16 protein-coding genes and 2 pseudogenes are annotated in these 25,913 nt (G+C 72.4%); 11 read left to right on the top strand and 7 right to left on the bottom strand.

The annotated features are described in order from the left end of the window. Positions 1 to 2 precede the first annotated feature (2 nt). From ACFHVL_RS15050 to purE, 4 genes and pseudogenes are all read left to right on the top strand, one after another. Positions 3 to 1,236, top strand: a pseudogene (locus ACFHVL_RS15050) (thioredoxin domain-containing protein); the annotation flags it as partial. A 98-nt stretch (positions 1,237 to 1,334) separates the two neighbouring features. Then, positions 1,335 to 2,024, top strand: a pseudogene (locus ACFHVL_RS15045) (hypothetical protein); the annotation flags it as partial. 12 nt (positions 2,025 to 2,036) lie between these two features. Beyond that, positions 2,037 to 3,215 (top strand): 5-(carboxyamino)imidazole ribonucleotide synthase, encoded by a 1,179-nt coding sequence (locus ACFHVL_RS15040; RefSeq protein WP_416628451.1) that lies wholly within the window; start codon positions 2,037 to 2,039, stop codon positions 3,213 to 3,215. After that, positions 3,212 to 3,709: a 5-(carboxyamino)imidazole ribonucleotide mutase gene (gene purE / locus ACFHVL_RS15035; RefSeq protein WP_416628450.1), complete on the top strand. Its 498-nt coding sequence runs from the start codon at positions 3,212 to 3,214 to the stop codon at positions 3,707 to 3,709. Before ACFHVL_RS15040 ends, purE begins: the two co-directional genes overlap by 4 nt. 103 nt (positions 3,710 to 3,812) lie before the next feature. Here purE and ACFHVL_RS15030 read toward each other — a convergent pair whose 3' ends face one another. Next, positions 3,813 to 8,984, bottom strand: a complete 5,172-nt coding sequence (locus ACFHVL_RS15030) for an SCO7613 C-terminal domain-containing membrane protein (protein ID WP_416628449.1) — start codon at positions 8,982 to 8,984, stop codon at positions 3,813 to 3,815. A gap of 170 nt (positions 8,985 to 9,154) precedes the next feature. Continuing rightward, positions 9,155 to 10,582, bottom strand: coding sequence for a UDP-glucose dehydrogenase family protein (locus ACFHVL_RS15025; RefSeq protein ID WP_416628448.1), 1,428 nt, complete (start codon positions 10,580 to 10,582; stop codon positions 9,155 to 9,157). Positions 10,583 to 10,846: 264 nt separating this feature from the next. Here ACFHVL_RS15025 and ACFHVL_RS15020 point away from each other — a divergent pair, with 264 nt between their 5' ends. Then, on the top strand, positions 10,847 to 12,010 hold the full coding sequence (locus ACFHVL_RS15020; RefSeq protein ID WP_416628447.1) for an acyl-CoA dehydrogenase family protein: 1,164 nt from the start codon (positions 10,847 to 10,849) through the stop codon (positions 12,008 to 12,010). A gap of 7 nt (positions 12,011 to 12,017) precedes the next feature. On the opposite strand, the gene ACFHVL_RS15015 is transcribed toward ACFHVL_RS15020, so the two are convergent. Both ACFHVL_RS15015 and ACFHVL_RS15010 read right to left on the bottom strand, forming a co-directional pair. Further along, the gene (locus tag ACFHVL_RS15015; protein WP_416628445.1) at positions 12,018 to 13,100 is read right to left on the bottom strand and encodes a hypothetical protein; all 1,083 of its coding nucleotides are present in this window, start codon (positions 13,098 to 13,100) and stop codon (positions 12,018 to 12,020) included. Positions 13,101 to 13,179: 79 nt separating this feature from the next. Further along, positions 13,180 to 13,938 carry a hypothetical protein gene (locus tag ACFHVL_RS15010; RefSeq protein WP_416628443.1) on the bottom strand — a complete coding sequence of 253 codons (759 nt, stop codon included), beginning with the start codon at positions 13,936 to 13,938 and terminating at the stop codon, positions 13,180 to 13,182. Positions 13,939 to 14,168: 230 nt separating this feature from the next. Between ACFHVL_RS15010 and ACFHVL_RS15005 the strand changes: the two genes are divergently transcribed. Both ACFHVL_RS15005 and ACFHVL_RS15000 read left to right on the top strand, forming a co-directional pair. After that, positions 14,169 to 16,172 (top strand): acetoacetate--CoA ligase, encoded by a 2,004-nt coding sequence (locus tag ACFHVL_RS15005; protein WP_416628441.1) that lies wholly within the window; start codon positions 14,169 to 14,171, stop codon positions 16,170 to 16,172. An 85-nt stretch (positions 16,173 to 16,257) separates the two neighbouring features. Beyond that, positions 16,258 to 16,596, top strand: coding sequence for a hypothetical protein (locus ACFHVL_RS15000; RefSeq protein ID WP_416628440.1), 339 nt, complete (start codon positions 16,258 to 16,260; stop codon positions 16,594 to 16,596). A 74-nt stretch (positions 16,597 to 16,670) separates the two neighbouring features. Here ACFHVL_RS15000 and ACFHVL_RS14995 read toward each other — a convergent pair whose 3' ends face one another. Then, positions 16,671 to 17,405 (bottom strand): TIGR03089 family protein, encoded by a 735-nt coding sequence (locus tag ACFHVL_RS14995; RefSeq protein WP_416628438.1) that lies wholly within the window; start codon positions 17,403 to 17,405, stop codon positions 16,671 to 16,673. Positions 17,406 to 17,625: 220 nt separating this feature from the next. Between ACFHVL_RS14995 and ACFHVL_RS14990 the strand changes: the two genes are divergently transcribed. Next, a complete protein-coding gene (locus tag ACFHVL_RS14990; protein WP_416628437.1) occupies positions 17,626 to 18,789 on the top strand; it encodes a glycosyltransferase family 4 protein in 1,164 nt (387 codons plus the stop codon). Positions 18,790 to 18,868: 79 nt separating this feature from the next. After that, positions 18,869 to 19,969 (top strand): mannose-1-phosphate guanylyltransferase, encoded by a 1,101-nt coding sequence (locus ACFHVL_RS14985; RefSeq protein WP_416628436.1) that lies wholly within the window; start codon positions 18,869 to 18,871, stop codon positions 19,967 to 19,969. A gap of 12 nt (positions 19,970 to 19,981) precedes the next feature. Here the strand turns inward: ACFHVL_RS14985 and ACFHVL_RS14980 are convergent, their stop codons facing one another. Continuing rightward, positions 19,982 to 21,166 (bottom strand): coenzyme F420-0:L-glutamate ligase, encoded by a 1,185-nt coding sequence (locus ACFHVL_RS14980; protein WP_416628434.1) that lies wholly within the window; start codon positions 21,164 to 21,166, stop codon positions 19,982 to 19,984. Beyond that, the gene (cofD, locus tag ACFHVL_RS14975) at positions 21,163 to 22,191 is read right to left on the bottom strand and encodes a 2-phospho-L-lactate transferase (RefSeq protein WP_416628432.1); all 1,029 of its coding nucleotides are present in this window, start codon (positions 22,189 to 22,191) and stop codon (positions 21,163 to 21,165) included. The genes ACFHVL_RS14980 and cofD overlap by 4 nt, the downstream gene beginning before the upstream one ends. A gap of 192 nt (positions 22,192 to 22,383) precedes the next feature. On the opposite strand from cofD, the gene ACFHVL_RS14970 reads away from it, so the two are divergent. Both ACFHVL_RS14970 and ACFHVL_RS14965 read left to right on the top strand, forming a co-directional pair. Next, the gene (locus tag ACFHVL_RS14970) at positions 22,384 to 23,217 is read left to right on the top strand and encodes a hypothetical protein (RefSeq protein ID WP_416628431.1); all 834 of its coding nucleotides are present in this window, start codon (positions 22,384 to 22,386) and stop codon (positions 23,215 to 23,217) included. A 67-nt stretch (positions 23,218 to 23,284) separates the two neighbouring features. Next, positions 23,285 to 25,846 (top strand): bifunctional FO biosynthesis protein CofGH, encoded by a 2,562-nt coding sequence (locus ACFHVL_RS14965; protein ID WP_416628430.1) that lies wholly within the window; start codon positions 23,285 to 23,287, stop codon positions 25,844 to 25,846. Positions 25,847 to 25,913 lie beyond the last annotated feature (67 nt).

Here is a 25,913-nt window from a genome sequence, read left to right as displayed (position 1 = left end):
GCGTGAACCGGCTTGGCGAGGCGACCAGCCCGTACCTGCAGCAGCATGCCGACAACCCGGTCGACTGGTGGCCGTGGTGTCCGGAGGCGTTCGACGAGGCCCGTCGCCGCGACGTGCCGGTGCTGATCTCGGTCGGCTACGCCGCCTGCCACTGGTGCCACGTGATGGCCCACGAATCGTTCGAGAACGACACCGTGGGTCAGCTGATCAACGACAGGTTCGTGGCGATCAAGGTGGACCGCGAGGAACGCCCCGACGTGGACGCGGTCTACATGACCGCCACCCAGGCGATGGCCGGCCAGGGCGGCTGGCCGATGACCGTCTTCGCCACCCCCGAGGGCACCCCGTTCTTCTGCGGCACCTACTTCCCGCGCGCCAACTTCGTCCGGCTGCTGCAATCGGTCGACACCGCCTGGCGCGACCAGCGGGACGCGGTGCTGCGCCAAGGGGCCGCCGTGGTCGAGACCATCGGCGGCGCGCAGGCGGTGGGTGGTCCGACCACCCCGCTCACCGCCGACCTGCTCGACGCCGCCGCGCGGACCCTGCACAAGGAGTACGACACGACGCACGGCGGATTCGGCGGTGCGCCGAAGTTCCCGCCCCACCTCGACCTGCTCTTCCTGCTACGCCACCACCAGCGCACCGGCGATGCCGACAGCCTGGAGATCGTCCAGCACACCTGCGAGGCGATGGCCCGGGGAGGCATCTACGACCAGCTCGCCGGCGGCTTCGCCCGGTACGCCGTGGACGGCACCTGGACCGTGCCGCACTTCGAGAAGATGCTCTACGACAACGCCTTGCTGCTGCGGGCCTACACCCAGTTGTGGCGACTGACCGGTGACCGGCTGGCCGGCCGGATCGCCCGGGAGACGGTCCGCTTCCTGGCCGACGGACTCGCCGTGTCCGGCGGCGGGTTCGCCTCGGCGCTGGACGCCGACACCGACGGCGTCGAAGGCGCCACCTACGTGTGGACCCCGTCGCAGCTGATCGAGGTGCTCGGCGACGCCGACGGACGGTGGGCCGCCGACCTGTACGACGTCACCGATGCCGGCACCTTCGAACACGGGACGAGCGTGCTGCGGCTCGCCCGCGACATCGACGACACACCGCCGGAGCAGCTCGACCGGGTACGCGCGGCGCTGCGTCGCGCCCGCACGGCCCGCCCACAGCCGACCCGCGACGACAAGGTGGTGGCCGCCTGGAACGGCCTGGCGATCACCGCCCTGGTCGAGTTCGCGACCACCGCCGTCGCCCTGGCCCCGGAGCCGGCGGCGGCCGGCACCGATCCGGACGTGGAGCTGGCCGTCGAGCTGGCCACCGCCGCAGGGGCGTATCTGGCCCGTACCCACCTGGTCGAGGGGCGGCTGCGCCGCGTCTCCCGGGACGGTCTCGTCGGTGCCCCGGCCGGGGTTCTCGAGGACTACGGCTGCGTCGCCGAGGCGTTCTGCGCCCTGCACCAGTTGCGCGGCGAGGCCCGGTGGCTCGACCTGGCCGGTGAACTGCTCGACGTCGCCCTGGCCCGGTTCGGCACCGACACCGGCGGTTTCTACGACACCGCCGACGACGCGGAGCGCCTCGTCGCCCGGCCGGCGGACCCGACCGACAACGCCACCCCGTCCGGGCTTTCGGCGACCGCCGCGGCGCTCACCGCGTACGCCGCCCTGCGGGGAGCGACCCGGTACCGGACCGCCGCCGACGCGGCGTTGGCCACCGTCGCGCCGGTGGTCGCCCGGCACGCCCGGTTCACCGGGTACGCCGCCGCCGTGGGCGAGGCACTGCTGTCCGGGCCGTACGAGATCGCCGTGGTCACCGCCGACCCGACCGGTGACCCGCTGCTGTGGGCCGCCCACCGGCACGCCCCACCGGGTGCGGTGGTGGTCGCCGGCTTCACCGACCAGCCCGGCGTACCACTGCTCGCCGGCCGGCCGGCCAGCGGCGGGGCGTCAACCGCGTACGTCTGCCGGGGCTTCGTCTGCGACCGGCCGGTCACCTCCGTCGCGGACCTGGTCGCACAGCTGAGTTAGGCTGTCGCCGCCATGGATACCCGTACCGGTCTGCCTGTTGTCGGCATGGTGGGTGGTGGGCAACTTGCCCGGATGACCCATCAGGCCGCGATCGCTCTCGGTCAGTCGCTGCGTGTGCTGGCCCGCACGCCGGAGGACGGCGCCGCCCTGGTCGCCGCCGGCGTCCAGTACGGCGAGCACACCGATCTCGCCGCGCTGCGTACCTTCGCCAAGGGCTGCGACGTCGTCACGTTCGACCACGAGCAGGTGCCCGGCGAGCACATCCGGGCGCTGGCCGCCGAGGGGGTACGACTTCACCCGGGGGCGGACGCGCTGCGCCACGCCCAGGACAAGGCGGTGATGCGGCAGCGGTTGACCGAGCTGGGTGCGCCGGTACCCCGCTGGCGGCGGGTCGGATCCGTCGACGACCTGGCCGCGTTCGGCGCCGAAGTCGGTTGGCCGGTGGTGGTCAAGACCGCGCGTGGCGGCTACGACGGCCGGGGCGTGTGGGTGCTCGACGGGCCGGACGGGCTGGCCGCCGCCGGCCTGGACCCGGCGTCAGGTGCGGAGTTGGCGGCTGGCTCGGGCCTCGAGTTGATCGCCGAGGAACGGGTGGCGCTCACCCGGGAGTTGGCGGTGCAGGTCGCCCGTTCGCCGTTCGGTCAGCTCGCCGTCTATCCCGTGGTGGAGACCGTGCAGCGCGACGGCGTCTGCGTCGAGGTGCTGGCACCCGCGCCGCACCTGCCGGAGCCGCTCGCGGTCGCGGCTCAGCAGTTGGCCATCGACCTGGCCACCGAGCTGGGCGTGGTCGGGCTGCTCGCGGTCGAGCTGTTCGAGGTGGCCGGCACGCTGGTGGTCAACGAGCTGGCGATGCGGCCGCACAACTCCGGGCACTGGACGATCGAGGGGGCCAGGACCTCGCAGTTCGAGCAGCATCTGCGGGCCGTACTGGACTATCCGATGGGGGACACCGCGCTGACCGCCCCGGCCGTGGTGATGGCGAACGTGCTGGGTGGACCCGATGGTGGGATGGGTATCGACGAGCGGCTGCATCATCTGTTCGCCGCCGACCCCGGGGCCAAGGTCCACCTGTACGGCAAGCAGACCCGGCCGGGCCGTAAGATCGGCCATGTGACGGTGCTCGGCGAGGACCTGCCCGAGGTGCGTGCCCGGGCCGCCCGCGCCGCCCAGTGGCTGCGGGAGGGACGATGATCGGCGTCATCATGGGCAGTGACTCCGACTGGCCGACCATGCGTGCCGCGGCCGACGCCCTCGACGAGTTCGACGCCGCGCACGAGGTGCGGGTGATCTCGGCGCACCGTACGCCGCAGGCCATGCTCGACTACGCCGCCGGCGCGGCCGACCGCGGTCTGCAGGTGATCATCGCCGGTGCGGGTGGCGCGGCGCACCTGCCCGGCATGGTCGCCTCGGCGACGCCGCTGCCGGTGATCGGTGTGCCGGTGCCGTTGAAGTACCTGGACGGGATGGATTCGCTGCTGTCGATCGTGCAGATGCCAGCCGGCGTGCCGGTGGCCACCGTGTCGATCGGTGGTGCCCGTAACGCCGGGCTGCTGGCGGTACGCATCCTCGCGGCGACGGACCCGGTGCTGCGCGCCAGGATGGTCGCCTACCAGCAGGAGCTGGTCGAACTGGTCGCCGCCAAGGATGCCGCGTTGCACGCCTCCCGTACCCCTACCCCCACCTGACCGCGCCCACCTGACCGCGCCGATCTTGCAGTTATCGAGAGCTTTTGTCGGATTTGTCCGTCGATAAGTGCAAGATCGTCGGGATCTTGGCGGCGGAGGGACGTCAGCGCATGCCGCGCAGGGCACCCCGGACCCGCTCCTGGGTCTGCCGGCGCCACTCGCTGCTCGCCCCGAGCGCCAGCAGCACCAGGCCGACCGGAATCAGCACCAACCACGGCCCGAAGAAGGTCAACGCGTGCAGCGCGGTGACCGCACTGACCACCGTACCGACCACCACCGGCGCCCGCTGCTGACTCATCGCCCCGAGCAGCAGAGTGCCGACCGCGCCGAGTAGCAGCAGCACATGCCGGAAACTGTTGTCCCCGTCGCTGATCACGATCACCAGGGTCGGCAGGAACGCCGCCACCAACGCCGGGCCGTACGCGGTCCAGCTGCTCAGATCCGGTCGATGCCGCAACTCCAGCACCCCGACGAGCAGGGCCAGCGCGGCGAACGGCAGGGTGTACGCCTCGATCAGCGCCACGTCGGCGATCCGCATCAGCATCCACCAGGCGGCGATCTCGCAGCCCACGGCCAACCAGAACAGGATCCGACGCTCCAGGACGCGGCGTCCGGGTCGGGTGGCGGTCACCCCGAGAACGGCACCCCAGGCGGCCAGCAGACCTGCCAGATGGGGGGTGGAGCTGTAGGCCAGAGCAAGCGCGAGCAACGCGGCGGCGTAGCTGCTCCACTCGAGGACGTTCCGCTCGCGGATCGCCTCCGGATGGTCGAGCCGAGGCAGCCGGGTGGCGGACAGCAGCAGCGCCGCACCGACCGCGAGCACCCCGAACGCCGACCACGCCAGCGGCAGGCCGGCGACCAGGCCGAGAGTCAGTACGAACATCTGCGCCATCACCGAGGCGAACAGCCAACCCAGGATCCGGGCCGGCTGGCTACGGCCGCCGTACGCGGCGACCGCGCCGACCGCGACGGCGCTGCCCAGGGTGAACACGGTCAGCTGGTCGTCGGCGAGGGCACCGGCCAGGCCGGCACCGCCGGCCGCCAGCCCGATGAAGAACAGCGTCCGGCGGGCGATCCGCAGCGGCCGGTGCCGCTCGGTGTCCGGTGGCGGTGCGGCCAGGGCGAGCCCTACCATCGCGACCGCGAAGACCAGCAACGCCGCCATGGTGCTCGCCGGCCAGCCGACGCCGAACGACAGCGGCGTGATCAGCAGGGTGACCGCCACTCCGGGCAGCACCACCGGGACGATCTGACTCGGCTGTCCGGTGTTGAAACCGGTCGCGGCGAGCGCGGCGGCGAGGGTGAGCAGCAGCGCCGCGAGGACGTTGGTCGGGCCCACCGCGGCGGCCGGCGGATCCAACAGCCCGGGCGGTGGACCCTGCCAGATGGCGGTCAGCGTCTGGTACGGCTCGATCAGCGCGGCGGTCAACGTCGGCGCCACCGCCGCGACAGCCAGCGCTGTCGGCAGCGCGGCGGCGGTCAACGCGCCCTTGACCGGGCTGATCGCCCACTCCTGGCCGATCTCCAACGGACCGGGTCGGCTCCACTGCCCGCCGAGCCCCACCCATCGCCGGCTCGGCCGGGACAGGTCGATCGGCGGTCGAGTGGCCGCCCGGAGCAACTCGGCCAGCACCCCGAGCAGAGCGGCACCTGCGGCGTACATACCGGTCGGCAGGTCGGTCGGCAGCGAGGCCAGGGCGGTCACCGTGGCACCGGCGGCTACGCCGACCGTCGCGTACGGCAGATAGTGCGGCACCTGACGGCGGACCACCGCAAGCACCGCGACGCCCAGCGCCGACGCGGCCAACGCGCTGGTCAGCACGACTTCCGTGGTCGAGCCGAGGGTGGCGGCCAGCGCGGCGACCGCACCGGGCAGCGCGAGTAGCGCGGCACCGGCGGCACTGCCACCGATCCTGGCCAGGTGGGCCGGCATCGATTCCGGATCCGCGGTGACCGGGCGGCCGGCGGCGACCGGGTCGCCGAGGTCGTCCCCGTCGAGCCCGTCGTCGCTGTAGCCGTCCTCGGCCGTGGTCGGGTCGTCGCCCCGCGCCACCCGGTCGGCAAGCGTCATCGTCGCGATCACCCGGCCGAGTACGGCGACCACGACGCAGGTCAGCACGATGACGCCGAGCGCGGCGGCGGTGGTCCACGGCCGGACGAGACTGGCTCCGACCGCGTAGAGCGCGACCGCGGCGGCGACCCAGGCCCGGGCGGTGGCCGCGTGTGGGTCGTCGGCGGCGACCGAGGCGATGCCGTACCCGATCGCGACCAGGCAGCCGACCATGATCGGTGACCACCACGGCAGACCGAGCGCCGCCGGGGTGCCGACGGTGGCGAGCGCCACCAGCACCCCGGCACCATGGAACGACCACGGCCGGGGGAGTGCCACAGCGGCCGCCATCGCCAGCAGCACCAGGGCCAACGGCACCTGCCAGGCGTTCGCGGTGACCTCGGTCGACCAGGCGTTCAGATCGGCCTGCCACAGCTGCCCCGGAGTGGCCAGGGCCTGAATCCCGCCAGCGACGGCGGTGTAACCGGCGAGTACGGCGATGACCCCGCCGCTGGCCGCCACCCCGAGCACCGGCCCACGGCGCCAGTCCTGCGGCATGGCCCGCACCCCGACGGCCACCAGCAGGGCCAGCGCCGCGCTGGCCACCAGCTCGATTCCCGGCACCACGATTGCGCTGATCCTGGCCAGGGTGCCGACCAGTGCCGCCATGGCCGCGGCGGCGGCGACGTCCGGGCCGTCGAGCAGCCGGTCCGCCCGGCGGCCTGCGTCGATGTACGGGGTCATGAAGAGCAATCCGGCACCGAGCAGGAGCCCGACGGCGACCCAGGTGTCGGCGACAGTGGCACCCGGCGAGCCGAACGTGGCGGCGGTGACCGCCGCCGCGCCCAGACCGGTGCCGACCGTCAGCGGCCGGGGGATCTGTCGCTGCGCCACCTGCGTCAACGCCGAGTAGCTGAGCGTCGCGCAGACCGCCAGGAACCCGGCCGCCAGGATCGGCGCGGTCGTCTGCTGCACAGCCAGCGCGGTCGGTCCGGGCGGCGGGACCAACGTGGCGACGAACGCGGCGACCCCGCCGGGCAGGGCAAGCGCCGCACCGCCGCCGGCCCAGCCGGCGATTGAGTCGCCGGCCGGTCGGCGACTGATCTCCGGCAGGCTGCCGGCCATGGCGATCAGCACACCAGCGGCGGCCAGTACCAGCAGGACCGCCGCGGTCGAACCGGGGCGGGCCAGCGCCGCCCCGGCACCGGCCGCGCCGAGTACCGCCGCGCAGCCCACGTGGACCCGGACGGCCCGTTCGGTGTCGGCGGTGAATCCGCCAGCGGCCACTGCGATCGCGGTGAGCACCGGCAGCCAGGGGGCCGCGTACCAGGGCAGACCGAACGACGCCGGCACCGCCAGGGCGGTCAGGGCTGCTCCGACGACGGTCGCCTCCCGGCGCCATTCGACCGGAATGGCGATCGCGGCCGCGACGGTGACCAGCAGCGCGGCCAAGGCGAGTTGCCAGTTCGCCGGTCCGGCGTACGCGTCCAGTTGGCTCTGGTAGATGTCCAGGTCCGCCCGCCAGCCGGGCAGTGCGGCGCGGATCGGCGCGAGCGCCGCGCGTAGCGCCCCGCCGGCGACGAGGACGCCGAGAACGGTCAGGGCCAGGGCGGAGGCGAGTTGCGGGCCGCGTCGCAGCCGTTCCGGAAGCATCCGTACGCCGACGCCGGTGACCGCGACCACGGCGGCGATCAACAGCAGCGCCCGCCCGGGCAGGCCGACCGCCACGATCCGGCTGGCGGCACCGATCACGGCCAGTGTGAACACTGCGGCGGCCAGGTCCGGTAGTGGACGGTGGCGCAGCGTGAAGGCGCCTGCCAGTCCCACTCCGGCGGTGATCAGCAGTACCGCGCCGGCCAGCGCGGCCGACCCGACCGTGTCGGCGCGCAGCACCGCCGCGATCGCGTAGGCGAGCCCGACGCAGACCGCGAGGCCGTGCAGGGTCCAGATCAGGTCGCGCAGCCAGAGGGTCACTGCGCTGGGGGCCGGTGGCAGCCAGCCCCGCTGCGGGTGGTCGGTCCGTGGGCCGGTGCCTGCGCCCGGTCGGCGCGGCGGACCGTCTGCTGGTTGACCGCCGACAACGGCGTCGGCCTCCTCCGGAGCACTTTCCGGCCGGGCGGATTCGTCGCCGGCCAGCTCTCCCGTACGGCCGGGGGCACCGGCGGGGCCGTCGGATGGGCGGCCGGGTGCGCCGGCCGGACCGGCGGGGTGCTGTCCGGCCCGGCCGACCAGCCAGCCGCCACCGGTGCCGCGGCCGGTGCCGGTGAGTAGCCGGGCCAGCGCCAGGTCGATCACCGCGACCGCGGCGAGCGCCAGCGCCCAGCCAACCGGGCCTCGGATGAGGTCGTAGCCGAGCAGCGGCACGATCGGCTGGATGGCGAGCACCATCGCGTACCGGGGAAGATTGAGCCCGGTGGTGGCGGCGTACCCGCCGGCTACCACCGCCGTGAGGGTGAAGGTGAGACCGGCGAACACCGCAGCGCTGACCGGGCCCGCCTGGACCGCGGCGGTGGCCCACAAGGCGTAGCCGTCGATCGGGATGAGGATCAGCGCGACGCCGGCGATCGTCTCGGCAGTGGACCGCAGACCTCGGGAGGCGACCGTCGGCGGCGTCGCGAGCAGCAGCAACGTGCCGCTGAACAGGATCAACAGCCGGGTGGCGGTCGGCAGGGTGCTGTTGGCGACGGCGGCGAAAACGACCACGGCCATCAGCGCGCCGAGGCCGAGCAGCACGTTCTGGATCGACTGCGGGGAGGCCTCCGGCCGGGAGCCCTCGCCCGACGACACCCTGGTTGGATCGTCGTCGGCGGACGCGGACGGGTAGCCGGGCTCGTCGTATCCGGCCGCCCGGGCGTCCGGTGGACGGTCGTCGTCGGACCGGTGGGGAGTCTGCCGGGGGAACCGGGGTGGCGCGGTGGTGCGGTCGGCAGTGGGCGGTCGGCTCCCGGCGCGTCGGCGGACCGAGATCCGGGGTGCCGGACCGCGCCGACCGGCGGCACCGCCGGTGGCCAGGATGTCCCGCTGGAAGATGGCCGCCTGTAGGTCACTGGCCATCTGTTTCTGCTGCTTGGCCAGCGCGACCTCGCGTGCCTTCATATCGGCGATGGACCGCTCGATGCGCGCCAGGTCGTCAGCGAACTGGGGTTGCGCGGCACCGCAGCGGGAACAGGTCGCCGCCGCCGGCACGGTCCGTCCGCATGTGGTGCAGCGGTACGCCGTACTCATGGCACCTCCTCCACGCTCAGGCCAACACTGTGGACCGCCTTCTTCTACGAAGCATGCCTAAACCAAGCAACTGTTGAACAGCCCCTGTCGGCGTGGAGATCGGAGAAATAATGACGACCGCGGCCCCTTGACGGGTTCGCGGTCGTCGGATGCGACTGGCTGCGGCCCGGTCAGGGGCGGCCCATGCCCCGGTACCGCCAACCGGCGCTGGCCCACAGCGCCGAGTCCAGGCAGTTGCGACCGTCGATGACTCGGCGGCCGGCGACCAGCTCACCCAGCGCGACCGGGTCGGCGTTGCGGAAATCAGCCCACTCCGTCAGTACGCAGACCAGGTCGGCGTCGCGCACCGCGTCGACGATCGACGGCACGTAGGTGAGGTCCGGTTGGGCCCGGCGGGCGTTGTCCGTACCTTCCGGGTCGAAGACTCGCACCTGTGCGCCGGTCTTGGCCAGCATCGCCGCCACCGCCAGCGACGGCGCGTCCCGTACGTCGTCGGAGTTCGGCTTGAACGTGGCACCGAGCACCGCCACCGTGGTGCCGGACAGGTCCGGTCCGGCCGGCCCAGCCCGGCGGCCCAGCAGCTCGGCGGCCAACTGCACCACCCGGGTCCGCCGCCGCAGGTTGATCAGATCCACCTCGTGCAGGAACCGCAGCGCCTCACCGGCGCCCAACTCCTGGGCCCTCGCCTGGAACGCCCGAATGTCCTTCGGCAGGCAACCCCCGCCGAAACCGACCCCGGCCTGCAGGAACCGGTTGCCGATCCGCGGGTCGTACCCGATCGCCCGCGCCAACTGGGTGACGTCACCGCCGGCGACCTCACACACCTCGGCCATCGCGTTGATGAACGAGATCTTCGTCGCCAGGAACGCGTTCGCAGCGACCTTCACCAGCTCGGCGGTGGCGAAGTCGGTGACCACCAGCGGCACCTCGCGGTCCTCGGTGGCGGCCAGGTCGAACACGCCCTTGTGCGCGGCGAACAGCATGCCGTTGGCCCACTCGCTGCGTACCCCGACGACGATCCGGTTCGGCCGCAGCACGTCCTCGACGGCGAAACCCTCCTGCAGGAACTCAGGGCTCCAGGCCACCTCGACCCCGAGATCGTCCGGCGCGTGCTTGCTGACCAGCTGCTCGATCCACTCGGCGGTGCCGACCGGCACGGTCGACTTGCCCACGATCAACGCCTTGCGGGACAGATGCTGGGCCAGGCTGGTCACCGACGCCTCGACGTAGGACAGGTCCGCGCCCATCCCGTCGGCGCGCTGCGGTGTACCGACACAGATGAAATGCACGTCGCCGAACTCGGCGGTCTCCGCCATGTCGGTGGTGAACCGCAACCGCCCGGCGGCCAGGCTCCGCTTGAGCAGCTCGTCCAGCCCCGGCTCGTGGAACGGCACCTCACCGGCGGACAGCTTCGCGATCTTGTCGGCGTCGACGTCGAAGCCGATCACCTCGTACCCCAGTTCGGCGAAGCAGATGGCGTACGTCGCACCCAGGTAGCCGGTACCGAGGAAGGTCAGGCGCGGGCGGGAGGCGCCAGACGGCGGGGTGACCGCAGCGATGGCAGGCATTGGCTGAGTGTTCGGATACGGGATGGTCACGCCTGTGTTCTCCGCTCGCGCTGGCGGCGCCGTGGTTGCGTCGCGCTCGGGTGGTTCGGTGCCGGGGCCGACACCAATCATCGTTGTTTTGACGTGTGTGGCAAACCGCTTCGCCGGGGACCGACCCAGAGATGGCTCCGGTCGGCTGCCCGGCAGACGATAGTCCGTGCTGCTGGCCGGGGGCGACCTGCACCCGCGTTACCGGCCGGTATCCTCGCATTGGAGCAGCATGCGAGTAGTTACCCCAGGGTGAGGGAGGGCGCGATGACGTCCGGGCCGGCGTTCGATGTCTATCAGTTACCGGAAGAGCACGTGGCGATCCGTGCGGCGGTTCGTGAGGTATGCGATGCCAAGGTTGCGCCGAACGCGGCCGAAGCGGACGAGTCCGCGCAGTTCCCGACCGCGTCCTACGACGCGTTGCGGGCAGCGGACTTCCACGCCCCGCACATTCCGGAGGAGTACGGCGGGGCGGGCGCCGACGCGCTTGCCACCGCGATCGTCATCGAGGAGGTGGCGCGGGCCTGTGCCTCGTCCTCGCTGATTCCGGCGGTCAACAAACTGGGCAGCCTGCCGTTGCTACTCGCCGGCTCCGAGCAGCTCAAGCAGCGGTACCTCGGCCCGGTGGCCACGGGTGCGGCGATGTTCTCGTACTGCCTGTCGGAACCGGAGGCGGGCAGCGACGCGGTGTCGATGACGACCCGGGCGGTACCCGACGGCGATCACTGGGTGCTCAACGGGGTGAAGCGGTGGATCACCAACGCCGGCGTGTCGGACTACTACACGGTCTTCGCGGTCACCGAGCCAGGTGCCCGGTCCCGGGGAATCTCCGCCTTCGTCGTGGAAAAGTCCGACCCAGGGGTGAGTTTCGGGGCACCGGAAAAGAAACTCGGAATTAAAGGCTCGCCGACCTGCGAGGTCTACCTCGACAACGTCCGGATACCGGCGGACCGGATGATCGGTGAGCCGGGCACCGGTTTCGCCACGGCGATGGCGACGCTGGACCACACCCGGGTGACGATCGCCGCCCAGGCTGTCGGCATCGCGCAGGGGGCGCTCGACGTCGCCCGCGGGTACGTACGGGAGCGTCAGCAGTTCGGCAAGCCGATCGCCGAGTTCCAGGGAATCCAGTTCATGATCGCCGAGATGGGGATGAAGCTGGAGGCGGCGCGGCAGATCACCTACGCCGCGGCGGGGCGCTCCGAGCGCGGTGACGCCGACCTGACGTTCTTCGGCGCGGCGGCGAAGTGCTTCGCGTCCGACGTCGCCATGGAGATCACCACCGACGCGGTGCAACTGCTCGGCGGCTACGGCTACACCCGGGACTTCCCGGTCGAGCGGATGATGCGGGACGCCAAGATCACGCAGATCTACGAAGGCACCAACCAGGTCCAGCGGATCGTGATGGCGCGCAAACTCCTCGCGCCGTGAATCGCGGCTAGTCCTCGGACTTCTTCGGGGCGTCGGGGGCAGCGGACACCACCGTGGTGGTGTCGTCCCCGGCGCCTTCGTCGGTCGTCGGCCGGTCGATGCGGACCGTCTCGTCCGGGACGGTGATCCGGGTGGTTTCGTCGGTCGTCGGTCGGTCGATGCGGACCGTCTCGTCCGGGACGGTGATCCGGGTGGTTTCGTCGGGGTCGGCGGGGGCTTGCGGGACGATCCGGGTGGTTTCGTCGGCGTCGACTGCTGGCCGCCCGATAGCCACGGTCTCGTCGGTCGGACGGGTCACCGCAGTGGCTGGCAGGGCCACCGTCTGATCGGCGGCACCGGACGGCTGCTGCGGGGCCGATTGCTTCCGGTCTGCCGGCCCCGGGGCCGTCGGCCCAGCCTGCGCCGCGGCGGGCTGGGACAGCACCACGGTGGGATCCTCGCGGCGGTGCCCCGGCGGGCCGAGCCGCATCGTCTCGTGCTCGGTGTCGCCGGTGGAAGGGGTCGCCGGGCGGGCCGGCGGACCTGCGGCGGCAGCAAAGGCGGTGGTCCGATCCGGGTCACCGTACCCCTGGTAGACGCCGGGATCGCCGTACCCGCCCCCGTACCCGGCGTGCTCGTGCATCGGCAGCTGGGCGGTCCGGGCCACCTCGGGGCTGACCGGCCCGCCGGCGTACAGCGCGACCATCCGCTCACCCCGCCACCGGCGGGGACTGAACACCGTGGCGAGCAGCGGCACCGCCAGCACCACCGCGAGCCCTTCAGCGGGAGCGGTGAACACGAAGTCGATGCCGAACAGTCGACGCGGCATGCTCGCGTAGAAGTTCGCCATGTCGACGGCGGACCAGACGGACATGGCGAGCAACGAGGAGCCGGCCAGGACCGGCCCGATCGGCGACAGACGGGGCAGCAGGAGCAACGCGTACACCACGCCGCACAGAGCCAACGCGGCCAGGCCGATCAACGCCTCGGCCGGCGGCTGCGGGTAGACCTCACGACGGGCGGCGGCGTACTCGCTGAGCCCGAGCCCGGCCAGGAACCAGACGACCGGGGTGAGGACCAGGGACAGGACCAACGAGCCCACGTGCCTCATCCGACCTCCTCGCGGGTGTGCTCACAGGCACGGTACCCGCCAGGTGCGACCGACCAGACGACGGTTGGTCAGGACCGGATCAGCGGATCGCCCGGCTGGAACGCGGAAAGGGCCGGGCCGGGCGTAGCCGGTCGCTGCCGTCACCGGCTTGCGCCTCGCCGGCCCGCGCGGCACGGTCGGGTCGGTCGGCGGTGGCTGACCGGTCGTCCACCGGGGCGGTCAGCGTCGCGGTGGCGGGCCGCCCGCCGGTGCCGTGGTCCGGCTCGGCCAGCGTCGGGGCGGGGGACGCCGGCGTCGGGTCGGTCGAGCCGTCGGGAAGCGACCACAATGACGGATCGAACTCGCCGAGCGGGCGTACCGGCAGTGGCTCCGCCACCGTCGCCGGATCCGTCGGCCCGGCCGGGTCGGCACCGGCCAACCCGCTTTGCCAGCGCCGCCGGCTGAGCACGGCGGTGCTCAGTAGTACGCCGAGCAGGGCGAGAGTGCCGTTCTCCACCGGCTGCAGCAGCACCACCGGCTCACCGAGGATCTGCCACGGCGTACCGATGATCTCGCGGGTGCGCAACGGGTCGACGAACATCGCGACGTACGGGGCGGCCAATGCCAGCCCGGCGACCAGCGGGCCGAGCGGCGACACCCGAAGCGTGCCCAACAGGCCGAGCGACAGACCGGCGACCAGCAGGAACGCGGCCGGCACCAGCAGGGCCGCGGTGTGGTACCGGCCGTCACTCACCCAGTCGGTGATGGTCCTGGTCGACGTCGTCTGGCCCAGCGCGATGAGCAGCCAACAGATCGGCGCCACGGCGAGGCCGCTGAGGAAGCTCCAGAGATGACGCATGGGCGAACCGTACCGTTTCGGGCGGGTGAGGCCGGGGCAGCCGCGCAGCGTCCGCCGGGTTTTCAGGGGTACGCCCCAGTTCTGTGCCCGTTGTGCGACCCGCCCACCACAGCTTGTGTTCCCGGCACGCTCCGTGGCGCCGGCCGGCACACGACAATGACCATTCGGTACGCGAGGATGGTCCGTGGACGGTCCGTCCAGGCTGGTCCGGACCGGGGAGGAGTGCAGGGGTGAGCGAGGTGCTGTGGCGGCCACCGGCGGACGTGCGGCGGCGGACCCGGATCGGCGCGTACCTGGACTGGCTGGAACGTACCCGTGGGCTGCGCTTCGCCGACTACCCGCAGCTCTGGCAGTGGTCGGTCGACGATCTGACCGGCTTCTGGGGTTCGGTCTGGGAGTACTTCGACGTCGTCGGTGACCGGCCGGCCGACGAGGTGCTCGCCGACCGGCGGATGCCGGGCGCCCGCTGGTTTCCCGGCGCGCGCCTCAACTACGGCGAGCAGGTGCTGCGCGCCCCCGGGCTGGCCGGCGACGACCCGGTGGTCGTCGCGTACAGCCAGACCCGTGAGCCGGTCACCCTCACCGTCGCCGACCTGCGGGAGCAGGTTCGTCGGGTGCGCGCCGGGCTGCGCCGGCTCGGCGTCGGTCGTGGCGACCGGGTCGCGGCGTACGCGCCGAACATCCCGGAGACGTACGTGTTGATGCTGGCCACCGCCAGCCTCGGAGCGATCTTCTCCTCCTGCGCGCCGGAGTTCGGCAGCCGCAGCGTCACCGACCGTTGGCAGCAGATAGAGCCGACGGTGCTGGTCGCCGTCGACGGATACCGCTACGGCGACAAGGCGGTGGACCGGCGGGCCGAGGTGACGGCGATAGCGCGGTCGCTGCCGTCGGCGCGGCACCGGGTGCTGATCCCGTACCTGGCCCCGGAGGCCCCGGAACCGGCCTGGGCGACGTCGACCTGGGCGACGCTCGCCGCGCCGACCGACGAGCCGCTGGCCTTCGACGCGGTGCGGTTCGACCATCCGCTGTACGTGCTCTACTCCTCCGGCACCACCGGCCTGCCGAAGCCGATCGTGCACGCCCAGGGGGGCATCCTGCTGGAGCATCTGAAGATGCTGGCGCTGCACCATGATCTCGGCCCGGGCGACCGGTTCTTCTGGTTCACCACCACGGGCTGGATGATGTGGAACTATCTCGCCTCCGGGCCGGCGGTGGGGGCGGCGATCGTGCTGTTCGACGGCAACCCGGCGGTGAGCGTGCCGCCGGACGGACCGGCCCGCCCCGATCTGGGCAGCCTGTGGCGGTTGGCCGCCGACAGCGGCACCACCTACTTCGGCACGTCGGCGCCGTTCCTGCTGGCCTGCCGCAAGGAAGGGCTGGTGCCGAGCGAGATCGCGGACCTGTCCGCGTTGCGTGGGGTGGGCTCGACCGGTGCCCCGCTGCCCGCTGAGGGGTTCACCTGGGTGTACGAGTCGGTCGGCGCCGACCTGCAGTTGGCTTCGCTGTCCGGCGGCACCGACGTGTGCACCGGTTTCGTGGGTGGCGTACCGCTGCTGGAGGTCCGGGCCGGGGAGATCGCCTGCCGGTGTCTGGGCGCCCGGATCGAGGCGCGGGCCGCTGACGGGCGGCCGGTGGTCGGCGAGCTGGGCGAGTTGGTGATCACCGCGCCGATGCCGAGCATGCCGGTCGGGTTCTGGAACGATCCGGACGGCAGCCGGTACCGGCAGGCGTACTTCGACCGGTATCCCGGTGTCTGGTGCCACGGTGACTGGATCACCATCGCCGAGCACGGTGCCTGCGCCATCACCGGGCGGTCGGACGCCACCCTGAACCGGGGCGGCGTGCGGTTGGGTACGGCCGAGTTCTACTCGGTGGTGGAGGCGTTGCCCGAGGTCGCCGACTCGCTGGTGATCCATCTGGACGATCCGCAGGGCGGGGCGGGCGACCTGCTGCTGTTCGTGGCGGTGCGTCCCGGTGTGGAGCTGGACGACGCACTGCGTACCCGGATCGTGCGTGAGCTGCGGTCGGCGCTGTCGCCGCGGCACGTACCGGACGGGATTCACCAGGTCGCGGTGGTGCCCCGGACGTTGTCGGGCAAGAAGCTGGAGGTACCGGTGAAGAAGATCCTCACCGGTACGCCGGTCGACCGGGCGGTGGCGACCGGGGCGTTGGCCGATCCGGGGGCACTTGAGCCGTTTGTCCGCTTCGCCGAGCAGCGGTCGGTGGGCGACTGACCGGCTCGATCTCACCTCGTTGTCGCTCGGTGGCAACGCTGCGTCAGTCCCGCGCGTCTCACCAGTCGTGGGGATCTACTTCCGCTTGAAGATCACCGACACGCTCGGCGTCTGGGTCGAGGGGGCGCACGCCTTCGATCCGATCGCCCGGATCACCAGGACGTTCTGGTACCGGCTGCCCGCCGAGTGGGTCGTCGACGGGGCGATCCCAGTGCAGCGCCGCGAGATGCTGGTCGACCGGCTGTACGGGCCGGACTGGCGCAACGGCAATCCGGACGGATCGCGATACATCATCCTCGGGATGCAGGAGAAGGTGCTCAGCGACGGAGAGGCAGCCGACAAGCCGTGGCTGGCGGACCGGGCCGGGTTCTACGTGTGGGTCCCGGACGGCGAACTGCGGGAGGTGGTCCCCAGCGAGCTGTGACCTGTCCGGGTGGCCTGGTCGGCCGGCTGCGCGGTGGTCAGGGCTGGCTGCGCGGTGGTCAGGCCGCGCGGCGGTCAGCCCAGGATGTGGTCGACCTTCTCGCTGTCCGCGCGGGCGTCGAGCAGGCGCCGGTCGAGGTGCCGGCAGAGCACCACGCTCGCCTCCATGGTGAGCGGGGCCAGCAGCCAGTCGATCGGGTCGGGGTAGCGGTCCACGTCCAAGAGGACCCGCGCCCCCGGGGGGATACCCAGGTCCGCGCCGCGCTGGACCGCGTGGGCGGCCAGCTGCGCGTCCTGCGGACCGACGGCCGGATACGGGGTGAAGTGGTCACCGTGGCCGCGTACCTCAGTGATGTAGTCGACCCAACCTGGGGCAACGTCGCGGGCCGGCATCGCCATCGGGGCGAGACCGAGCAGGTAGCGCTCACCGCCGGGTCGCCGGTCGGCGACCCGGCGCGTGTCGTTGGTGGCGAACAGCACCTCGGTCGCTGGCTCCGCCGGCCCCGCCTCGGTGGTCGGCTCGGCGTCGGTGGTGAGCCCGGTCGCTCGCACGGTCAGCCCGGCGGACCAGCAGCCGAGCAGTACGGCCGCGGTCTGCCAGTGTGGCGGCAGGAGCACCTCGGCGTGGTCCCCGGCGTCGGCGCCGGCTCCGTCCACCACCAGGTTGGCCGTCTTGGCGACCCAGTTGGCCAGGGTCGCCCCGGACAGTTCGGTGCGGTCGCCGCTCGCGTCGTCGTACCAGGTGAGCAGCGGTCGTGTCGGATCGGCGGTGATGGTGACCGCGAGTAGCCCGGCGAGGTTGTTCGTCATCGCCGTCGAGCCTAACGTCCGGCGATCGCCCCTGCCGCGCGGTCACTGACCGTACACGCTGTCACCGTGTGCTCTCGGGGGGCTGACCATCGTCGTGGCCGGCTCGGGAGGACCCGGTTTCCTCGGTGTCGTCGGCGCGGCGGACGACCTCCGGCGGCGTAGTCTTGGGACACGTGTCCTTCTTCACAACCCTCCCACCACCCTTCAGAGGAGTTGCCCTGTGACCGCCGGTCGACCGCCCCGCGTACTCATCGACGCCACGAGCGTGCCCGCCGATCGGGGTGGCGTCGGTCGATACGTCGACGGCCTACTCGGGGCCCTCGGCACCCAGAACGGCGGCGGCGTCGAGGTCACTGTCGTCGCGCTGCGTACAGATGTCGAGCGGTACACCCGGATGCTGCCGACTGCCGACGTGATCGCCGCGCCGGCCGCCGTGGCGCACCGCCCGGCCCGGCTGGCGTGGGAGCAGACCGGCCTGCCGCTGCTCGCCCAGCAGGTCGGCGCGGACGTGTTGCACTCCCCGTTCTACACCTGTCCGATGCGCGCTGGTTGTCCTATTACGGTGACTGTGCACGATGCGACTTTCTTCACTGAGCCGGAGCACTACGACAAATCTCGCCGCACCTTCTTCCGTAGCGCGATCAAGACCTCACTCCGGCGGGCCAGCCGGGTGATCGTGCCCAGCAAGGCCAGCCGCGACGAGCTCATCCGGCTGCTCAACGCCGACCAGGCGCGGATCGACGTCGCCTACCACGGCGTCGACGCCGACGCCTTCCATGTGCCCAGCGACGAGGAGAAGGCCCGGGTACGGGCCCGACTCGGGCTCGCCGGCACCGACTACGTCGCGTTCCTCGGGGCCAAGGAACCGCGCAAGAACGTACCCAACCTGATCCGGGGCTGGGTGCGCGCGGTGCAGGACCGCCCCACCCCGCCTGCGCTGGTCGTCGCCGGCGGACAGGGCCACGACGACGACATCGACCGTGCGGTCGCCGACGTCCCCGCCCACCTGCGTCTGCTGCGGCCGGGCTACCTGCGCTACGCGGACCTGCCCGGATTTCTCGGCGGGGCGCTGGTGGCCGCCTACCCTTCGTACGGTGAAGGCTTCGGCCTGCCGATCCTGGAGGCGATGGCCTGCGGGGCGCCGGTGCTGACCACACCACGGCTGTCGCTGCCGGAAGTCGGCGGCGACGCGGTCGCGTACACCAGCGAGGACCCGGACCGGATCGCCACCGACCTGACAGCGCTGCTCGACGACGAGTCCCGCCGGCAGGCACTGGCCAAGGCAGGCGTGGACCGGGCCAAGGAGTTCACCTGGGAGTCCAGCGCCGAGGTGCACGTCGCGTCCTGGAGCCGGGCGGCGTCGCTGGCCAAGACCGCCGGGTGAACCGGTCCACGCCACCGGAAACGGTGGCAACGCCGGCGTCTCGGCGGGGGCGGGTGCGTCGGCCGGGCATGATGTGCTGATGCTCTACGCCGTCATCCCGGCGGGTGGCAGCGGCACCCGCCTCTGGCCGCTGTCCCGCGCCGGTAACCCTAAATTCCTACACCCGCTCACCGGCACGGCCGCCACGTTGTTGCAGGCGACCGTGGCGCGGCTGGCCCCATTGACCGACCCGGAGCGGATTCTGGTGGTGACCGGGGCCGCGCACGCCGCCGCGGTGGCCCGGCAGTTGGCCACCGTGCCGGAGGAGAACGTCCTCGTCGAGCCGTCGCCACGGGACTCGTGCGCGGCGATCGCGCTGGCCGCGGCGGTCATCGCCCGCCGCGAACCGCAGGCGGTGATGGGCTCATTCGCCGCCGACCACATCATCACCGACACCGACCGGTACGTCGACACGATCCGGCAGGCGGTGGCCGGCGCCGAAACCGGGCTGCTGATGACGGTCGGCATCACGCCGACCCGGCCGGAGACCGGCTACGGCTACCTGGCCTGCGGCGAGCCGATCGGTCCCGGGCCGATCCGGCGGGTCGAACAGTTCACCGAGAAACCCGGCCTCGCCGTCGCCGAAAGCTACCTGCGGTCCGGCCGGCACCTCTGGAACGCCAGCATGTTCGTCTGGCGGGTCGACGTGTTCCTCGCCGAACTGGCCCGCCAGCAGCCCGAACTGCACGCCGGGCTGACCCGGATCGCCACCCGGTGGGACTCGCCGGAGCGTGACGAGGTGCTCGGGTCGATCTGGCCGACATTGCCGCGCATCTCCGTGGACTACGCGGTGATGGAGGGCGCGGCGGCGGCAGGTCGGGTCGGTACCGTCCCCGGCGACTTCGGCTGGAACGACGTCGGCGACTTCCACACCCTCGGCGAGGTGCTGCCCGCCGACCTCGACGGCAACGTCGTGCTCGGCTCGCCGGCCGCCGAGGAGAAGCCCGGCGTACTGCTGCACGACAGCACCGGCCTGGTGGTCGTGCCGCAGTCCGGTCGGCTGGTCGCCACCATCGGCGTCCGGGACCTGATCGTGGTGGACACCCCGGACGCGGTGCTGGTCTGCCCCCGCGACCGGGCACAGGACGTGAAACGCCTGGTGGACGAACTCAAGGAACGCGGCGCGGACGGCTACGTCTGAGCCCGTGGGCAGCTACGGCCGAGCCGGGGCGAGCCCGAGTACGGCAGCGGCCGGCTCCGGCGTGGCAACGGCTTCCAGGTGTGCGCTGGCGATGCCTTCGGCGGCCAGCGCCGCCCGGAGCCGGTGCAGGTCGGCGCCGAAGCGCACCAGGGCCGCGCTGGCACCGGTCGGTGCGTCCGCCGGTGGTCGGCAGTGCAGAAATCCCGGGTACGCCGGCACCGTCGCCGCCCGGGCCACGGTCGCCAGCGCCTGAGCCGACACCTGCTCGATGCGGGTTCCGGCGGCGACCAGACCGGCGACGGCCCGGACCGCTCGCCGGACCGCTTCGGCGTCGACCGCCGCGCTGGTGTCCGCGTCGTCGATGTCGTCGGCGGGCGGGGGTGCCTGCGGCAGGGTCGCCGCCGCGAGCAGCCCGGCCCGGCGAGCCTCGACGGTGCCCATGGTGAACATGTCCTGCGCCAGGTCACGGATCAACGGCCGGACCCCCGGACCGTCACCGTCAGCGGATCCGGCAGCTGTGGATCCGGCGGCCGGATCCACAGCCGCCGACCCGGCCTGCCACGGATAACCTCGGACCACCGCCACCGGCACCTGCTCGGACTTGCCTTTCACCAGGTCACCGGCGCCGGCGAGTTCGTCGACGACAGCCACCTGGGTCAGCCGCAGCTCGTTGCCGTACCGGTCGAACTGCCCACGGTAGTCGTGGACCGGATCGATGCCCGCCGCCCCGAGCGCGACGTCGGTCAGGCCGTTGCGCCACGGCCGTCCCATGGTGTCCGACACGATCACCGCCAGGTCGAGGCCCAGCCGGGCGCGTAGCGCCCGACGCAGTTCGCGGGCGGACCGGTCGGGGTCGACCGGCAGCAGCACCAGCTGCGTAGACTCCACGTTGGAGTTGTCGATGCCGGCGGCCGCCATCACGAAGCCGTGCCGGGTCCGTGCGATCCGGGTCGGCCCACGCTGTGCCACCACCTCGATCGTTTCGGCGTCCACCCACCCGTCCCGTACCCGGGTCCGGTCCGGCTCGTCGGCCGGCAGCTCGACCAACCGGCCCTCCGCCTTCGAGACGATCTTGCTGGTCACCACCAGGACGTCGCCGTCGGCCAACCACGGCGCGGCGTCGCCGATCAGCGCGGCGAGATCGTCACCGGGCCGTACCTCACCGATCCCGACGACGGGCAGGATCTCCAGCCTCATCCGGCGGCCCTGCCGGTCCGTTCACCGGCGAGTCGCAGCGCCGTCTCGACCGCCGTCTCGACCATCGCGGCGGTCGCCGGCTCGTCGGACATCCACAGCGGTACGGCCTCGACCTCGACGCCGTCGACCCGGGTCGCGGCGTCGACCGGGTCGACCAGCCAGCCGTCCAGCAGACCGCCGTCGCCGCGCCCGCCGTAGAGACCAGCCACCCCGGCCGCCGTGCACGGCACGTCGAGCACGGCGAGGCAACGGTCGGCCATCCCGCGTACCGGGGCGTCACCGATGATGGGGGAGAGGCCGACGACCGGTGCCGCGCCGTCGGTCAGCGCCTGGCGAAGCCCCGGCACCGCCAGGATCGGGGCGATGCTCACCACCGGGTTGCTCGGGGCGATCAGCACCACGTCGGCGGCGGTCAGTGCGTCCAGTACGCCGGCCGCCGGTTTCGCCTCGGCCGCGCCGACGAAGACGAAGCGGTGGGTCGGCAACGCCCCCCGGTGCCGTACCCACCATTCCTGGAAGTGGATGGCCCGCTCGCCGCCGACCTGCCCGCCGGTGGACCGCCCATTGCTGCCGGGCTGCTCGGGGCCGGAGACCACCACGTGGGTCTCCAGCCGGTCGTCGGTGGCCGGCAGCAGCCGGACGCCCGGCTGCCAGCGCGCACAGAGCGCCTCGGTCACCGCCGACAGCGGGTAGCCGGCGTTGAGCATGGTCGTGCGGACCAGATGGGTGGCGATGTCGCGGTCACCGAGCCCGAACCAGGTCGGCTCCGCCTGGTACGCGGCCAACTCCTGCTTGACGGTCCAGGTCTCGTCGACCCGACCCCAGCCGCGCTCCGGATCCGCGCCGCCACCCAGTGTGTACATCACGCTGTCCAGATCGGGGCTGATCCGCAGTCCGTGCAGGATGACGTCGTCCCCGACGTTGACCACGGCGGTCACCTCGGCTCCGGTGCGCCGGGCGTACGCCCGGGCCCCGACCAGGAACTTCGCCCCGCCGATCCCGCCGGTCAGTACCACGATCCGCATGTCGACCATCCTCGCCCATCGGCGGCGACCGCCCCTATCCCGGGCGGGCGGTTTCCCAGCGGCGCTGTTCGGGGATCCCACGGCTGCGGCCATGCCGCTAGGCTCGCAAGGCCGGTGCCACTTCACGCCGGTCGCGTGCCGGTCACGGCCGTCCGACGTACTCCGACGCCTGAACGAGCCCAGGGAGAAGCTGTGACGACCCAACCAGAGGCCTCGCCCGGCGACCGGCCGCCAGCCCGGGAATTCACCCTGCCGCTGCGGGAGCTCGCCGCCCTGGTGCTGCTCGGTGCCACCGCGGTCTTCCTCTTCGTCGCGCTGCTCGATCTGCTCATCTCGTACCGCCTCGGAGCCGGGCCCGGCCTGGCCCGGCGTTCGGCCGACAGCTTCGGCGGCTTCGTCAATCTGGTCACGGTCGGTTTTCCATTGCTGGCCGTGCTCTTGGCCACCCATCTGTCCCCGGAGCTGGCCCGGGCCCGGCTGATCACCCTGGTCGCTCTGGTCGAGTACGCGGTCATGGCGGTGTTCGGTGGCCTGTTCGGCCTGCTGGTCGGGTTCGTCGTACTGGTCGACGACAGCATCCGTGGCGCGTTCCAGGCGTTGCTGGCCCGGGCGGCGTGGCTGGCGGTGCTCGGGGTCGCCGGACTGGCGGTCGTCAAGCTCTGGCAGGGGCGATACCAGGTGCCGAAGCCGACGGCCGCCGGGTACGGCCAGCCGTACGGCTGGCCGGCCGGGAGCCATGGCCAGCCCCCCTCCGGCCACGGTCAGCCGCCGGCCGGCCCCGGCTACGGTCCGCCTCCCGGTTACGGTCCGCCTCCCGGTTACGGTCCGACTCCCGGCTACGGTCCGCCTCCCGGCTATGGTCCGCCTCCTGGCTACGGCCCACCCCCTGGCTACGGTCCGCCGTCGACCGGACCGCACCCGATGCACCCCCCACCGCCGCCGCAGTCGGCCCCACCGGCACCTCGGTCGCCGGCCGGCCCGCCGGACGAGTCGGGGCCGGCCGGGCCGACCCAGCGGACCGACTGACCGTCCACCGGCCGAGGTGTGGTGCGTGCCACCGTTGAGCCGGGCCGTGAAGGCCTAGTCTGCACAGGTGGCCGAGCACACTGACAATGCTGCCGTCGAGGCCGCTGAGCCCGCCTTCCAGGCTGTCGCACCGCAAACGCCGACGTTGGCGAGCGTGCGGCGGGCGCTGCGCCGCGCCGCCGACGGGCGCAGCCTCGACGTCGACGAGGCGACGGCGCTGCTGGCCGCCACCGGCACCGAGCTGGACGCACTGCTCGACCTCGCCGGGGCACTGCGCGACGCGGGTCTGCGCGACGCCGGCCGGCCGGCGGTGATCACGTATTCCCGGAAGGTCTTCATCCCGTTGACCCGGCTCTGCCGGGACCGCTGCCACTACTGCACCTTCGCGACCGTGCCCGGCCGACTACCCACCGCCTACCTGGATCGCGACGAGGTGCTGGCGATCGCCCGCGCCGGTGCGGCACAGGGATGCAAGGAGGCGCTGTTCACCCTCGGTGACCGGCCGGAAGAACGTTGGCCGGCGGCCCGGCAGTGGCTCGACGAGCGCGGCTACGACTCGACCGTCGACTACCTGCGAGCCAGCGCGATCGCGGTGCTGGAGGAGACCGGGCTGCTGCCGCACCTCAACCCCGGCGTGCTCAGCTGGGCTGAACTTCAGCGGCTCAAGCCGGTGGCGCCGAGCATGGGCATGATGCTGGAGACCACGGCCACCCGGTTGTGGTCCGAGCCGGGCGGCCCGCACTACGGCTCACCGGACAAGGAGCCGGCGGTCCGGTTGCGGGCCATCGCCGACGCCGGGCGGGTCGGGGTGCCGTACACCACCGGGGTGCTGATCGGGATCGGCGAGACGGCACGGGAACGGGTCGAGTCGCTGTTCGCGATCAGGTCGGCCGCCCGCGAGTACGGCCACATTCAGGAAGTGATCCTGCAGAACTTTCGCGCCAAGCCGGACACGGCAATGCGCGGCATGCCCGACGCCGAGTTGCGTGACCTGGCCGCCACGGTCGCGGTCGGCCGGATTCTGCTCGGGCCGGGTGCCCGGATCCAGGCCCCGCCGAACCTGGTCGCCGGGGAGTACGCGTTGCTGTTGCGGGCCGGGATCGACGACTGGGGCGGGGTCTCCCCGGTCACCCCGGATCACGTCAACCCGGAGCGCCCCTGGCCGCAGATCGAGGAGCTGGCCCGGCGCACCGCCAAGGCCGGGTTCACCCTGCGGGAGCGGCTGACCATCTATCCCGAGTACGTCCGGCGCGGCGAGTCCTGGCTGGATCCGCGGCTCGTCCCGCACGTGAGCGCGCTCGCCGAGGTGGGCACCGGACTCGCCGACGCCTCAGCGGTGCCGGTGGGCCGGCCATGGCAGGAGCCGGAGGAGGTGTTCACCTCGGTCGGGCGGGTCGATCTGCACGCGAGCATCGACACCGAGGGGCGCACCGGGGACCGCCGGGGGGACTTCGACCAGGTGTACGGCGACTGGGCAGAGGTCGCCGGTCGGGTCAGCGTACCCGCTGGTGGTGTCGGTGCCGCCGGTGACGCGAATCTGCGGGCCGGGTTGCGGCTGGCGGCCGACGACCCGGCGGCGCTGCTGCTGCCCCAGCACAGCGACGCCGCGCTGGCGCTGTTCGCCGCCGATGGCGCTGCGCTGGATCAGCTCTGCCGCAGCGCGGACGACGTGCGGCGCGACACCGTCGGCGACGACGTCACCTACGTCGTCAACCGCAACATCAACTTCTCGAACGTCTGCTATGTCGGCTGCCGGTTCTGCGCGTTCGCCCAGCGGGAACGCGACGCCGACGCCTACCGACTCTCTGCCGAGCAGGTCGCGGACCGGGCCGAGGAAGCCTGGCAGGACGGGGCCACCGAGGTCTGCATGCAGGGCGGTATCGATCCCAAGCTGCCGGTGACCGCGTACGCCGAACTGGTTCGCGCGGTCAAGCAGCGGGTGCCGCAGCTGCACGTGCACGCCTTCTCACCAATGGAGATCGTCACGGCGGCGGCAAAGGCCGGCATGCCGGTCCGCGACTGGCTGCTGATGCTGCGCGAGGCCGGGCTGGACACCATCCCCGGGACCGCCGCGGAGATCCTCGACGACGACGTGCGCTGGGTGCTGACCAAGGGCAAACTGCCGGCCGCCACCTGGGTCGAGGTGGTGAGCACCGCGCACGAGGTGGGACTGCGGTCCAGCTCGACGATGATGTACGGCCACGTCGACCATCCGGGACAGTGGCTGGCGCATTTTCGGGTACTGGCCGGGGTGCAGGACCGCACCGGCGGGTTCACCGAGTTCGTGGCGTTGCCGTTCGTGCATACGAACGCGCCGATCTACCTCGCCGGACTGGCCCGGCCAGGCCCGACCTGGCAGGAGAACCGCGCCGTACACGCGATGGCCCGCCTGCTGCTGCATGGCCGGATCGACAACATCCAGTGCTCCTGGGTGAAGCTCGGCGACGAAGGTACGGTCGCGATGCTGCGCAGCGGATGCAACGATCTCGGTGGCACCCTGATGGAGGAGACGATTTCCCGGATGGCCGGTTCGGCGAACGGCTCTGCCCGCACGGTGGCGCAGTTGCAGGCGATAGCGGCCGCCGCCGGCCGGACGGCGGTGCAGCGCAGCACGGCGTACCAGCGCTGATCACCGGTCAGTGCCCGGCTGCGGCCCGTCGCGTCCGGGCCGGCCGGCGGTTCGACGAAACCTCTTC

Source organism: Micromonospora sp. LOL_023 (assembly GCF_048060115.1).
In the GTDB taxonomy this organism is placed as follows: Bacteria; Actinomycetota; Actinomycetes; order Mycobacteriales; family Micromonosporaceae; genus Micromonospora_E.
The sequence above is the reverse complement of the archived record's forward strand: the minus strand, read 5'-3'. Positions and strand labels throughout refer to the sequence as shown.

What these genes read in the sequence shown, in the direction of transcription:
- ACFHVL_RS15030 (WP_416628449.1), bottom strand. Translation starts at nt 8,984, where the DNA reads ATGAGTACGGCGTACCGCTGCACCACATGCGGACGGACCGTGCCGGCG.
- ACFHVL_RS14980 (WP_416628434.1), bottom strand. Translation starts at nt 21,166, where the DNA reads ATGAGGCTGGAGATCCTGCCCGTCGTCGGGATCGGTGAGGTACGGCCC.
- ACFHVL_RS14985 (WP_416628436.1), top strand. Translation starts at nt 18,869, where the DNA reads ATGCTCTACGCCGTCATCCCGGCGGGTGGCAGCGGCACCCGCCTCTGG.
- purE (WP_416628450.1), top strand. Translation starts at nt 3,212, where the DNA reads ATGATCGGCGTCATCATGGGCAGTGACTCCGACTGGCCGACCATGCGT.
- ACFHVL_RS15040 (WP_416628451.1), top strand. Translation starts at nt 2,037, where the DNA reads ATGGATACCCGTACCGGTCTGCCTGTTGTCGGCATGGTGGGTGGTGGG.
- ACFHVL_RS15015 (WP_416628445.1), bottom strand. Translation starts at nt 13,100, where the DNA reads ATGAGGCACGTGGGCTCGTTGGTCCTGTCCCTGGTCCTCACCCCGGTC.
- ACFHVL_RS15020 (WP_416628447.1), top strand. Translation starts at nt 10,847, where the DNA reads ATGACGTCCGGGCCGGCGTTCGATGTCTATCAGTTACCGGAAGAGCAC.
- ACFHVL_RS15010 (WP_416628443.1), bottom strand. Translation starts at nt 13,938, where the DNA reads ATGCGTCATCTCTGGAGCTTCCTCAGCGGCCTCGCCGTGGCGCCGATC.
- cofD (WP_416628432.1), bottom strand. Translation starts at nt 22,191, where the DNA reads ATGCGGATCGTGGTACTGACCGGCGGGATCGGCGGGGCGAAGTTCCTG.
- ACFHVL_RS14995 (WP_416628438.1), bottom strand. Translation starts at nt 17,405, where the DNA reads ATGACGAACAACCTCGCCGGGCTACTCGCGGTCACCATCACCGCCGAT.